Raw genomic sequence first — 12,964 nt, 5'->3', positions numbered from 1 at the left:
GCATGGAGTTGTCATACTTAACAACTCATCATGCGTACAAACAGCGTTTTAATGAAATGCTGTAAAAGATAATGCTCAGGAGCTAACTTTATTTTGCTGATATTGTTCCATTGAGATAAGTACCTCACGGGGCTTACTTCCCTCGTAAGGACCGATGACACCGCGAGCTTCCATGGAGTCAATCAGTCGGGCAGCACGCGTATAACCGATCCGCATACGGCGCTGAAGGAGCGAAACGGAAGCTTGTTTAGCCTCTAAAATGATGTTGACAGCTTGATCATACAGCTCATCCAGCATTTCATCCGCATCAGTGGATACCTCTTCCACCTCCGGCACAAGCGTTTCATCATACTGCGCTTCACCCTGTTCACGTACATAGTTAACAATGTTTTCCACTTCCTGATCACTCATAAATGCTCCCTGAACACGGACTGGTTTGGAAGCACCCATCGGCATGAACAGCATGTCACCACGTCCGAGCAGTTTCTCAGCACCACCCATATCCAGTATGGTGCGGGAATCCACCTGCGAAGAAACGCCGAAGGCAATACGTGAAGGAATATTGGCTTTAATAACCCCTGTAATTACGTCAACTGAAGGTCTTTGTGTTGCAATAATCAGATGGATGCCTGCTGCACGCGCCATTTGGGCAAGTCGCGCAATCGCATCCTCCACATCTCCTGCAGCAACCATCATCAAATCTGCCAGCTCGTCCACAATAACGACAATGTAAGGGAGAAATGCATCCGGGTTATCCTTCATCAAATTGTTGTAACCCTCAATATTACGGGTGCCTGATTTGGAAAACAGCTCATACCTTTTTTCCATTTCAACTACAATTTTCTTCAATGCCAGTGAGGCACGCTTTGGATCAGTCACGACCGGAGCCAATAAATGGGGAATTCCGTTATACACGTTCAACTCTACCATCTTGGGATCGACCATCAGAAATTTCACTTCATCCGGCTTCGCTTTGTACAAAATACTCGTGATAATCCCATTGATACACACCGATTTACCCGAACCCGTAGCTCCAGCTACAAGCAGATGGGGCATCTTGGCTAAATTACCGACAATCGTTTGTCCTGCAATATCACGTCCAAATGCAATCGACAAATTGGAAACTGATTCCTGGAAAACTGTCGTCTCCATTACCTCACGCATGGTTACGATAGAAACTTCATTATTCGGAACTTCTATCCCTATGGCGGACTTGCCGGGAATAGGTGCCTCCATACGGATATCCTTTGCAGCAAGCGCAAGTGCAATGTCATCCGTCAGACTCACAATCCGGCTAACCTTCACGCCAATGTCTGGCTGGATTTCATAGCGTGTGACGGCTGGACCACGTACAACCTCCAGCACTTTCGCCCGAACACCGAAGCTCTCCAGCGTGGCCTCCAGCTTGCGTGCTGTTTGCATGTAATCCTTTTGTCCCATGCCTTTGCCTGCATTTTGCGGTTTGGCAAGCAAACGAAACGATGGGAGCTTGTACGGCTTAGGCGGTGGTGGAGCTGGAATAGCTACATTGGTCCCTTCAGCTTCTTCGCCTGTCAACCCGTTAGCAATCGTCTGAGCCAGTTCCTGAGCTTCTTCTGATGTCCCATGGATCGTTGGCGAATCATTTATATTCATATCCGCATCAGCATCCATAAAATTACTATCCAGGTGTTCATCAATAATGGAATCGTTCCGCACTCCACCTGTCAGGGAGTCTTCAAGTTCAGCCTCTGATCTTTTTTCCTCATTTTTCACTTGTTCGAAGAAGTCCCTAATGATTGGCGATCTTTTTACCGGAATTGAGGCTTCCTGTTCAGCGTGTTCGACCACGTCAGACAGTTCTTCTCCCTGATTGCCATTTCTCCACTGAGGCTGCACGTCCCCAGCCTCATATAGAAGATCATGTTCATCTTCATCAGCATGGGCAGGGTGCTCTTCCTTGTCCGCCTTATCTGTATTTTTAAGGCCAAACAACTGAAAGAAAATGGGCTGCTTGCGTGCTGGAGGCTGCATTTCATCAAAGTCATCATCCATATCCTCCTCATAGGCAGGAATAGGCTCAGATTTGGGTTTTCTATTTCCGCTGCCCTTGCTTGATGCAGAAAGCGGAGTGGCTTTTCCAGTCCATTTTTTCCGCACGCTTCCCCCGGCTGTCAGCAGTTTGGTCTTTACAATCCGCACTAAATCCACATAAGACAGTTGAGTCATCAGCATAAAACAAATGACGAACATGACAATCATGATCAGCTTAGCTCCTGTGAGACCAAACAGCCACAACAGAACGGTAAGCTGTAATGCGCCAACGTAGCCCCCGCTAATATCCTTATTCAGCATGGAGGTATGGCCTTGCTGGTCAGGCGACAGCAACTGCTCACGCATATCTATATGTATCTGAGTCATCACTCCGCCCGGCTGAAGCGCGTTGATCGGTCCCAAACGCTGCTCCATAGATGAAATAGAACTCATAAGTGTAAAGGCAAATACCAACAACAGCAAACCCGTCTTCCGTGAGTTCCACTGGTTCGGCCACTTGCGGTGAATCATCACCATCAGACCATAATAAATGCCAATCAGGGGGATCACAAAATAGAATTTCCCCAGTACAAGCCCAAACATCTTGGATAGCGACCGACCAACCGCCGCTTCACCCGACAACGCAATGACCGCCAATGTAATCAGCACAATGCCGTAAATTTCATATTTTAAAACTCCACCAAATATGGCTTTCTTTTTTCTTTTTCTTCTTCTGGACATACAAGGTCACCCCCCAGAAGAATATTATACCACGTCACTCGCTATCCGCACATATGTTCTTTTTCAGCAGCAAATGACCTATTTCTGTACTATTCGACAGCTTCTATGACCACTCGATGACCTGACCTGGTCCATAACGAGGATTGAGGTAGGCTTCCAATGGGCAGTCCAACAGCCTTACTATGATCCCCCGACGACTTTCAAGCGGCTGTACCTGCATAAGCAGACCGTCTACCCGGACCTCTACAAGCTCCTCTCCTTCCTTCCACATACCTTCCCACACCAATTCCATTGGCATTACAGTATATAATGTCATTGGGGTAGCTCCTTGCTGTGCTCACTTGAAGGGGCTCCTGTAGGGGTGCCTGTAGCATTGGGTGAAAAAGGGGCATATGGAGTCTGCTGTGGAGCCCCTGTCATCCCATTTTGCTGACGGCGCGTCTCAATGATGGTATTCAACTGTTTTAGCGCCTCTCCTATCCCACCAACCGCATCCATCAAACCGTATTTTACTGCATCGACTCCTCCAACCGCTGTACCAATGTCACGGTTTAATTCTCCAGTTTTGAACATCAGTTCCTTGAACCGATCTTCTGTGATGCGGGAATGAGAAACGACGAAGCGGACGACACGCTCCTGCATTTTTTCCATATATTCAAAAGTCTGTGGGACTCCAATGACCAGGCCGCTCATACGAATAGGATGAATGGTCATCGTCGCACTCTCGGCAATGTAAGAATAAGTAGAAGATACGGCAATCGGCACACCGATACTATGCCCTCCACCTATGACAATGGTCACTGTTGGTTTACTCATGGATGCGATCATCTCTGCAATAGCCAGTCCTGCCTCTACATCTCCGCCAACTGTATTTAGCAAAATCATTAATCCTTCGATACGTGGGTTTTGCTCTGCCGCTACCAACTGCGGAATAATATGCTCATATTTTGTTGTTTTGTTTTGAGGCGGTAAGATGAGATGTCCTTCAATCTGACCGATAATCGTCATACAAAAAATATTGGACTCGCTTCCGGGCATGGAGGTTTGACCCAGCTGCTGTAAAGCCTCCATAGCAGGTAAAACAGGTCTTTGTCCAACTTCTGGTTGTTCTGGCGCTTCCGTTTCCTCGTTGCCAGAAGATAAATTGCTGTAATGTTCCATATGGGTGATCTTCCTTTCGCTTTACGCATCTATGTGCCCCGTATTCACCCTATAGTATGGGATAGAAATGGAATATTTTATACCCACCTCCATGCCTTTCCTCAACCCCAAAATCAAAAAAAGCCTCTCTCCCCGCGGAAACCGTCCAATATTTCCTGCGGGAAGAGAGGCGACTGTGTGCCTGTGACTTAAGTTTTTAATTCAAGTTTTTGAACATATTTCAATTGAATCACACTTCCATTATAATTGGCAGAATCATCGGTCTGCGACGAGTTTGCTCATACAAGAAGCGACCCAGTGCATCCTTGACATTTGTCTTGAGGGAAGCCCATTCATTTACATTTTCACTCATGAGCTTGTGCAGTGTACTTGAAACAATACGATTTGCTTCATCCAGCAAACCTTCTGATTCACGAACATACACGAAACCACGGGAAATGATATCCGGGCCCGACTTAATCGTGCCATCTTGCTTGCTCAGTGTGACAACCACTACCAAAATACCGTCCTGTGACAACAATTTGCGGTCGCGCAACACGATATTTCCTACATCTCCTACACCTAGTCCATCAATCAGTACGTTACCTGCTGTAACTTTACCAGCTCTACGTGCTCCGCCATTCTGAATTTCAATGACTTCACCGATATCCGTGATAAAGATATTTTCAGGCTCGATACCTACTCCTTCAGCAAGCAGAGCGTGACGACGCTGCATTCTGAACTCACCGTGAATTGGCAAGAAGAATTTTGGTTTCATCAGATTCAGCATCAGCTTGAGTTCTTCCTGGCTGCCGTGTCCAGAAACGTGGATACCAGGATTAGCTGCACTGTAGTACACATTGGCACCCAGACGGAACAGCTCATCAATAGTGCGTCCAACATATTTTTCATTACCTGGTACCGGAGTAGCTGCGATGATCACTGAGTCCCCTGGAAGGATATCTACCTTACGATGCGTAGAACGAGCCATTCTTGTCAAAGCAGACATTGGTTCACCCTGACTACCTGTGCAGAGAATAACTACGCGATCCGCTGACATTTTGCCAACTTCTTCAGGCTCAATCAGCATTCCATCTGGGATTTCCAAGTAGCCCAAATCAGAGGCAATACCTACGACATTAACCATGCTGCGACCAATAACCGTTACTTTACGTCCGGTTGCCTCAGCAGCATTAATGACCTGCTGAATGCGATGTACGTTCGAAGCAAAAGTGGCTACGACCACACGCTGTCTCGACTTGCGGAAAATATCTTCCAGCACAATGCCAACGCTCTTTTCCGAAGGTGTAAAGCCCGGTTTTTCGGCATTAGTACTGTCTGACAATAGAGCCAGTACGCCACGTGTGCCAATCTCAGCCATACGCTGCAAATCTGCATATTGTCCGTTCACCGGAGTATGATCAAATTTGAAGTCTCCTGTATGAACAACAGCGCCTTCAGGAGTATCAATGCAAACACCTACAGAATCAGGAATACTATGGTTGGTTTTGAAGAATGTTACTTTCAATGTGGAGCCCAGCTTGATTTCGGAATCAGCATTGATCAAAATACGTTTGGTTTCACCAAGCAGATTCGCTTCCTTCAGCTTGTTTTCCACCAGTCCCAGCGTCAATTTGGTACCATATACAGGTACATTCAAATGTTTCAGCACGTAAGGCAAACCGCCGATATGGTCCTCGTGACCATGAGTCAACACAATGCCTCTTACTTTGTCGCGGTTCTCTGTAAGGTAGGAAATATCAGGAATAACGATATCGATGCCAAGCATGTCCTCTTCCGGAAATTTCAGACCGGAATCCACCACGACAATGTCATTGCCGTATTGAACGACATACATATTTTTCCCGATTTCACCGACGCCGCCCAAAGCGAAAATCATCAATTTATCGTTGTTTGTTTTTTTAGACAAATGAATCTAAACCTCCTATGGTAGTTGGACGTCGTACCTTGATTTGTTATTTAATTTTCAAAAAAATACCGCACCCAGTCACTTGACCCCATTATACATGATTAAAATACGAAAAAACAAGTCATCCTGTTCGTTACGCTAGGTTTCCCACTGCCTTCTCAAACCATAAGTATGTATCATTTTATCTACATGCCTGGTTAACAGCATAGCAAAAAGGACGTTCTATAAGAACGCCCTTCATATCGGAAGACCTTGTCAGGGCAATAACCCAGTCGATATTATACCTACCGACTGCCCTTAACAAGGATACTCCTTGTATTCATCAACATCTTTCGTCTATTTCTTTTTAGCGGGTAAATAAATTCTTAATAAACTCTGCTTCATCCTCGGTAGGCGGGATAAGTGGCAACCGAACTGAACCTACCTTAATCCCCCGTAACTCCAATGCATACTTTACAGCTACCGGATTAGGCAAAGGATGAGGACAGCCGAACATGCCCTTAAAAATCGGGAACAACTGTTGATGCAGTTTTGCTGCCTCTTGAGCGTGTCCTCCTACAAAGGAATCCAGCATTCGCTTCATTTCTGCACCTACCACGTGACTTGCTACGCTGATAATGCCATAAGCACCTACAGCCATGGCAGGTAATCCAGATGCATCATCCCCGGAATAAACCAGAAAACCTTCTGGTGCTGCCGCTGCAATCTGTGTAACTTGTGCAAGTGATGCACATTCTTTGGTTCCTACAATGTTCGGAATTTGTGCAAGCCGCAGTGTCGTTTCAGCTGTCAGGCTGGCACCGGTACGGCTTGGAACATTATACAGTATCGCTGGAAGGGATGTGGAGTTTGCAATACTTTTGAAATGCTGATACATCCCTTCCTGATTCGGTTTATTATAATATGGCACTACCAGCAGCACACCGTCTGCTCCCGCCTGCTCCGCAGCACGGGTGAGGTGGATGGAATGACGTGTGTTATTGCTTCCCGTCCCTGCAATAATTTTACATCGCCCAGCTGCTTTTTCTACAACAAATGCAAACAACTTAATTTTTTCATCATCACTCAGGGTAGGAGACTCCCCTGTTGTTCCAGATACAACAAGTGACTCTGAATGCTGTTCTTCTATTAAATAATCAATCAACGAGGACAATGCAGTCCAGTCAATCTCTCCTTGCTGATCAAAAGGTGTCACCATTGCGGTAATCAATCTGCCGAAGTTCACCATGCTGCCTCCTTTTTTTGCAAGTCCGAGCACGGACAATGCGCCTATTGATGGAGTTCAAATTTATTATGCAATGCGCGTACAGCCTGCACCATATCTTCCTTTTTAACAAGTACCCAGATCGTGGTGTTGGAATCTGCCGATTGAAGGATCTGTACGTCTGATTCTGTCAATGCCTCCACAATTGTCGCCATAATACCTGGTACCCCGTTGATACCACCGCCTATGACCGAAACTTTAGCACACCCGGCCAGTATTTTAGGCTCTAGACCCAAACCGTTAAGTACTTCAACCGCTTTGCTTCCATCATTATCAAATACGGTATAAACCGCTCCTGATGGAGTTACATTAATGAAATCGACGCTGATTCCGTGTTCAGCCATAGATTTGAATACTTGTAATTGCAAGTGCTCCAAACCCGACTTTAATTCAACAGTAATTTGAGTAACATTGCCGACATACGCAATACCGGTCACGAAGCGGTCTACGATATCTGCCTGCACATCTTTAAAGCCTTCCGGATGGGTAACCAACGTCCCCTCTCCCTCGGAGAAGGTAGAGCGAACCCGTACCGGAATATTAGCCTGCATGGCTATTTCAACAGCACGAGGATGGATCACCTTTGCTCCCTGATGAGCCATATTACAAATTTCCGTATAGCTAACATGTGAAAGCGGCTTCGCATTTTCCACAATACGCGGATCAGCGGTCAATATACCATTCACATCTGTATAAATATCAACCATATCCGCATGTAGAGCAGCACCTAGTGCAGTAGCTGACGTATCGCTGCCTCCCCGACCAAGGGTAGTCATATCACCATCAGCTGTTTGTCCCTGAAAACCAGTCACAATGACCACTCTGCCTTGGTTCAGTTCTTCCACAATACGGTCTGGCTTGATATCCAAAATCCGAGCATTGCCGTATTGATCATCCGTAATAAAGCCTGCCTGTGCTCCAGTCAGCACTGTAGCAGGGATACCTTCCTTCTCCATCAGGCTGCACAATGTAGCAGCAGAAATGATTTCACCACAGCACAGCAGTAAATCCCGTTCGCGCTTCGGAAGACTGTCGCCGTTAGAAGCCGCCCAATCCAGCAACGTGTCCGTGGCATAAGGCTCTCCTTTCCTCCCCATGGCCGACACAACAACAACCAATTGAAAATTTTGCTTCAGTTCCCGCTTCACATGTGCCAGCACAAGTTGACGCGCTTCAGGTGTGGATAGCGAGGTTCCCCCAAATTTTTGCACCAAAATACCCATTATTCTTCCCCCATATACTCCCGGCTTTAGGAACGTTACTCCGCTTTTGCAGCAATAATTTCCGCGATTTGCACCGCGTTCCATGCGGCTCCCTTGAGCAGATTGTCGGATACGACCCACAAGTTCAAACCACGGCTATTGCCCAAATCACGACGTACACGCCCTACGAATACGTCAGGTTTTCCTGCCGCTTCGGATGCCAGCGGATAAAGCTGGGCAGCAGGATCGTCTACCAGCGTTACTCCAGGTGCGGAAGCCAACAGATTACGAACTTCTTCTAGATCATAATCTTTTTTAAGCTCTACATAGACGGATTCCGAGTGACCGTATACAACAGGAATACGCACACACGTTGCTGTTACGTCTACAGAATCGTCACCCAGTATTTTTTTCGTTTCGCGTACCATTTTCATTTCTTCCAGTGTATAGCCATTATCCTGAAACTTATCGATTTGCGGAATAGCATTGAAAGCAATCTGATGTTTTACTGGCAAAGAACCTACCGGCAGCAGATCTGGCTGAACCTCATCACCGTTAAGAATGGCTGCGCTTTGACGATTCAATTCATCAATAGCACGGCTTCCAGCGCCCGATACGGCCTGGTATGTGGATACTATGATACGAGAAATGCCATATTGATCATATAATGGTTTCAAAGCAGCTACCATCTGGATGGTGGAGCAGTTCGGGTTGGCGATAATTCCCTGATGCTCGGCAATTTTATCGCTGTTCACCTCAGGTACTACAAGAGGAGCTGTCGGTTCCATTCGGAATGCGTTGGTGTTGTCAATGCAAACTGCCCCATGACGAACAGCATGCGGCGCCAGTTCCTTACTTACGTCTCCGCCTGCACTAAACAAAGCAATGTCGATTCCTTCAAAGCTGTCGGGAGTAGCAATCTCTACTGGAATCTGCTGACCTTTAAAGCTAATTAACGTGCCGGCAGAACGAGGCGAAGAAAGAAATTTGATTTTGTCCACAGGAAAATCTCGTTTTTCCAGCAGATTTACGATCTGTTCGCCTACAGCGCCTGTCGCTCCAACGACAGCTACATTAAACTTTCTATTGCTCATCTGGTGTATCTCCCCTTCTCGACTAAAAAACCATTTTTTATTCTGAAAGCATCCACCGCCAACAAGAAATTAGACTCGATGCATTATCGAATCATCTTCTAGGCGAGGGATGCTCAGCAGTTAACTATAGTACTTCATGGGGTCTTGCGTTCCACAATCATCGGCTGAATCTGTTTGCCCTGCAATGCTTCATAGGCAGCCTCTGGAATCAACTCCATATTGGCTACAAGCGAGTTCGGCTTTTTAACTGGATTATCCTGTCCGAACGGCACAAAAAAGATGTTTTTGGCTACTAGTAACTTGGCGATATTAGCAGCATTTAGACCAAGTCCATCATTAGTAGATATGGCTAAAAGAAGTGGACGACCATTGCGTAATTGCGCCTTGGCAGCCATTAAAACCGGACTGTCTGTCATCGCATTCGCTAACTTACTCATCGAATTCCCCGTCAACGGTGCAATCACCAGCACATCGAGCATTTGGGAGGGTCCCAGTGGCTCAGCCTCCACAATTGTAGAAATGATATCATTCCCTGTTATATCTTTCAACTGTTTTTGCCAACTTTGCGAAGTACCGAAACGAGTATCCGTTGTTAGTACGGTATTGGATATAATCGGAACGACCTTCGCACCCTCATCTACGAAGCGCTGTATAACAGGCATTACCTCTTCAAACGTGCAATGTGAGCCTGTAATGGCATAACCTACTGTTTTCCCTTGCCAACTCATTGCGCATCCCCCCGATCAGGATTATCTTCCATTAACAACTGCACCAGCGTATTCGCTATAATGGTACCAGCAGTTTTGGGAGCAACAATACCGGGAAGACCGGGGGCAAGCATAGCCGTAATTCCTCGTTTTTCCGCATACCGGAAATCACAACCGCCCGGGGCAGAAGCAAGATCTATAATCACGGTGCTTAGTGGCAATTTAGACAGGATTTGCGCTGTGATAATCATAGAGGGTATCGTATTAAAAATCAAGTCAACTCCCTTTGTCTCATTCGCTAAATCCCTCGTCATAAAAGGCTTCCAACCCATTTCTACAGCTCTCGCTGCATCCTCTGCCCGCCGTACTCCAACCTTCACTTTGGCTCCCAATCCCTGTAGTGCCCTTGCCATGGTAAATCCAGTCCGTCCCATGCCTAGAACCATACAATCTGCACCATGAATCGTAAAATCAGTATGCTGAATTGCCATCATCAGTGCGCCTTCAGCCGTAGGTATAGAATTGTATATGGCCACATCATCTCTTTCCAGCAGCTCAACCAGCTTCAATTCATGTCTGGTACATATTTCTTTTAAGTACGCTCGCGCCATCCCTGTATATACAACGCAATGCGGTGGAAGAGCAGCAGCATGCTCATTCAGAAACTGGAGCTTCTGTGCTCCGAAAAGTGCATTTACGTTGCCTTCCTCATCGCATCCCACCACCGGTAGAATCAGTGCGTCTGACGATTCCAGCAGCTTGACAGACATGGGTTCTAGTGTGACTCCTTTGAGTGGTACTTCAAGCATGTCAAAGCCGACCACGGTGACGGTAGCATCCATGTCCACACATTTGCGGATTACCTCAAGCTGCCTCGCATCTCCACCCAAAACAACGATGCGCATTCCTGTTAGCATCCGGATCACTCCTTTCCGAGACACGATATGCTTTTAGTCTATGCAGATGCCCGGAGAGGGGTGAAAAAACACAAAAAAAGCCGCCCCTCTACGGGACGACTTTTATGTATATGCTTTACTCTTAAACGAGTAATATTGAAGTTTTTGCAAAATGACAATTGGATTACATTGTTGGATTACAGGTTTTGCAAGTAAATCGTAGACTCAGCGTCCTGTATGACCAAACCCACCAGCACCCCGCACTGTTTCAGACAAATGGTCTACTTGTTTCAGCTCGACCTCAGGCACAACCTGAAATACCATTTGTGCAATTCGCTCATTGCGCGTAATGGTGAACGGTTCCTCGCCTAAATTGATAAGGAGCACCTTAATCTCCCCACGATAATCTGCATCAATCGTCCCAGGTGTGTTAAGACAAGTAATACCATGCTTGAGAGCCAGTCCACTACGCGGACGGATTTGTGCCTCTAATCCTGCTGGCATAGCTATTGCAAATCCAGTTGGAACGAGACATCGTTTGCCAGGTTCCAGAACCAAATCCTCCTGCACTGCTGCATACAAGTCAAACCCAGATGCAAGCTCTGACATTTTGCGGGGCAGCTCAATATCTTCATTGCCCCCGAGTCTGTTAATTTCAACGTAAGCTAACAAAATAGTCCCTCCTCATATCCTTAACCGCTGAATCACTCGATCCGACCATTGACAGAGCAAACGGCTCCGAAAACATCCGATCCAGCACTTTGTTCACATCATCAGCCGTTACTTGCTCGATGTGTTCAATCATTTGATCCAGCGTATAATGCTGACCCAACATTAACTCATTCTTTCCAAGACGGTTCATCCGGCTACCAGTGCTCTCAAGGCTTAAAATCAGACTTCCTTTTAGCTGCTCCTTGCCTTTGCGAAGCTCATTAGCGTCCAAACCGTTGACAGCTACATCTCGCAACAACTCCAGTGTCAAATCGAGCACATCCTTTGTTTGCTTAGGAGCGGTGCCTGCGTAGATCGTGAACATTCCACTATCTGCATGGGAGCTATGATAGGAATAGACCGAATAAGCCAGTCCGCGTTTTTCACGAATTTCTTGAAATAAACGTGAGCTCATGCCCCCGCCGATCGCGTTATTCAGCAAAACCATAGCATACTGGAGATCGTCGCCTATTGCAAATCCAGGCAGGGATAGACAAATGTGATTCTGCTCCGTTGCTTTCTCATGGTACAACAGCTGACCGTTAAACGCAGGTACTGTCAGTGGCGAAAAGGTTCCATGATTATCGAAATGCCCAAAATGTTGCTCCAGCAATTCTACAAGACGATCGTCAACATTACCAGCCACACTGATAACTGTATTATCAATTGTATAGTGCTCCTTCATATAATGGCTGAGATGTGAGCTATCCATAGCTAGCAGGTGATCTTCGGTTCCGAGAATTGGATAAGCCAGTGGGTGCTCACCATAGGCCGCGCGAGAAACAAGATCGTGCACCATATCATCAGGTGTGTCCTCGTACATGGAGATTTCCTCCAAAATCACATTTTTCTCCCTTGCTAGCTCTTCCTGATCCAATTTGGAATTAAAGAACATATCAGACAGTACATCGACTGCGATCGGTAGATGCTCATCTAGCACTTTTGCATAATAGCACGTATATTCCTTCGAAGTGAAAGCATTAACATTTCCTCCGATGGCGTCAAATTGCTCAGCGATTTCCTTAGCACTAAAACGCTCTGTTCCTTTGAAAAGCATGTGTTCAATAAAATGAGAAATACCGCTATTGTCCGATGTTTCGTTCCGGGAACCGGTTTTAACCCAGATGCCGAAAGAAACAGAACGCACGGTTGGAATTTTTTCGATGACCACTCTTAGGCCGTTTTTAAGTTGAATTCTTTCCACGCTTGGCCCTCCTAAACTGAATTGCATACTTAGCCATAATGTTCAATCCTAACAGAAAAAAG

11 protein-coding genes are annotated in these 12,964 nt (G+C 46.3%); all 11 read right to left on the bottom strand.

All coding sequences use genetic code 11. From position 1 onward, the window contains the following. Positions 1–75: 75 nt before the first annotated feature. Complete coding sequence (locus tag ACU1JV_RS11675; protein ID WP_165079996.1) at positions 76–2,754, bottom strand: FtsK/SpoIIIE family DNA translocase; 2,679 nt, start codon at positions 2,752–2,754, stop codon at positions 76–78. 103 nt (positions 2,755–2,857) lie between these two features. Then, a complete protein-coding gene (locus tag ACU1JV_RS11670) occupies positions 2,858–3,070 on the bottom strand; it encodes a YlzJ-like family protein (RefSeq protein WP_013370739.1) in 213 nt (70 codons plus the stop codon). Beyond that, positions 3,067–3,915 (bottom strand): ClpP family protease, encoded by an 849-nt coding sequence (locus ACU1JV_RS11665; RefSeq protein ID WP_165079997.1) that lies wholly within the window; start codon positions 3,913–3,915, stop codon positions 3,067–3,069. The genes ACU1JV_RS11670 and ACU1JV_RS11665 overlap by 4 nt, the downstream gene beginning before the upstream one ends. 229 nt (positions 3,916–4,144) lie before the next feature. After that, positions 4,145–5,824: a ribonuclease J gene (locus tag ACU1JV_RS11660; RefSeq protein ID WP_013370737.1), complete on the bottom strand. Its 1,680-nt coding sequence runs from the start codon at positions 5,822–5,824 to the stop codon at positions 4,145–4,147. A gap of 346 nt (positions 5,825–6,170) precedes the next feature. After that, positions 6,171–7,052 (bottom strand): 4-hydroxy-tetrahydrodipicolinate synthase, encoded by an 882-nt coding sequence (gene dapA / locus ACU1JV_RS11655; RefSeq protein ID WP_013370736.1) that lies wholly within the window; start codon positions 7,050–7,052, stop codon positions 6,171–6,173. Between the two features lie 41 nt (positions 7,053–7,093). Next, entirely contained in the window at positions 7,094–8,311 is a 1,218-nt protein-coding gene (gene dapG, locus ACU1JV_RS11650) for an aspartate kinase (RefSeq protein ID WP_058710519.1), read from the bottom strand. Positions 8,312–8,346: 35 nt separating this feature from the next. After that, positions 8,347–9,384, bottom strand: a complete 1,038-nt coding sequence (locus tag ACU1JV_RS11645) for an aspartate-semialdehyde dehydrogenase (RefSeq protein ID WP_040101549.1) — start codon at positions 9,382–9,384, stop codon at positions 8,347–8,349. A gap of 134 nt (positions 9,385–9,518) precedes the next feature. Beyond that, positions 9,519–10,112: a dipicolinate synthase subunit B gene (locus tag ACU1JV_RS11640; RefSeq protein WP_013370733.1), complete on the bottom strand. Its 594-nt coding sequence runs from the start codon at positions 10,110–10,112 to the stop codon at positions 9,519–9,521. Beyond that, complete coding sequence (dpsA, locus tag ACU1JV_RS11635) at positions 10,109–11,008, bottom strand: dipicolinate synthase subunit DpsA (protein WP_040101550.1); 900 nt, start codon at positions 11,006–11,008, stop codon at positions 10,109–10,111. The genes ACU1JV_RS11640 and dpsA overlap by 4 nt, the downstream gene beginning before the upstream one ends. A 204-nt stretch (positions 11,009–11,212) precedes the next feature. After that, positions 11,213–11,659 (bottom strand): dUTP diphosphatase, encoded by a 447-nt coding sequence (gene dut / locus ACU1JV_RS11630; protein ID WP_040101551.1) that lies wholly within the window; start codon positions 11,657–11,659, stop codon positions 11,213–11,215. Beyond that, positions 11,643–12,902 (bottom strand): M16 family metallopeptidase, encoded by a 1,260-nt coding sequence (locus ACU1JV_RS11625; RefSeq protein ID WP_165079998.1) that lies wholly within the window; start codon positions 12,900–12,902, stop codon positions 11,643–11,645. The genes dut and ACU1JV_RS11625 overlap by 17 nt, the downstream gene beginning before the upstream one ends. Between the last annotated feature and the right edge of the window lie 62 nt (positions 12,903–12,964).

This window comes from Paenibacillus sp. T2-29 (genome assembly GCF_052921365.1).
Note: the sequence above shows the minus strand (reverse complement) of the source record. Positions and strands in the feature narration are given on the sequence as shown.

Excerpts from the sequence above, each read along its gene's own strand:
- ACU1JV_RS11675 (WP_165079996.1), bottom strand. The coding sequence starts at position 2,754 with ATGTCCAGAAGAAGAAAAAGAAAAAAGAAAGCCATATTTGGTGGAGTT.
- ACU1JV_RS11670 (WP_013370739.1), bottom strand. The coding sequence starts at position 3,070 with ATGACATTATATACTGTAATGCCAATGGAATTGGTGTGGGAAGGTATG.
- ACU1JV_RS11665 (WP_165079997.1), bottom strand. The coding sequence starts at position 3,915 with ATGGAACATTACAGCAATTTATCTTCTGGCAACGAGGAAACGGAAGCG.
- dapA (WP_013370736.1), bottom strand. The coding sequence starts at position 7,052 with ATGGTGAACTTCGGCAGATTGATTACCGCAATGGTGACACCTTTTGAT.
- dapG (WP_058710519.1), bottom strand. The coding sequence starts at position 8,311 with ATGGGTATTTTGGTGCAAAAATTTGGGGGAACCTCGCTATCCACACCT.
- ACU1JV_RS11645 (WP_040101549.1), bottom strand. The coding sequence starts at position 9,384 with ATGAGCAATAGAAAGTTTAATGTAGCTGTCGTTGGAGCGACAGGCGCT.
- ACU1JV_RS11640 (WP_013370733.1), bottom strand. The coding sequence starts at position 10,112 with ATGAGTTGGCAAGGGAAAACAGTAGGTTATGCCATTACAGGCTCACAT.
- dpsA (WP_040101550.1), bottom strand. The coding sequence starts at position 11,008 with ATGCTAACAGGAATGCGCATCGTTGTTTTGGGTGGAGATGCGAGGCAG.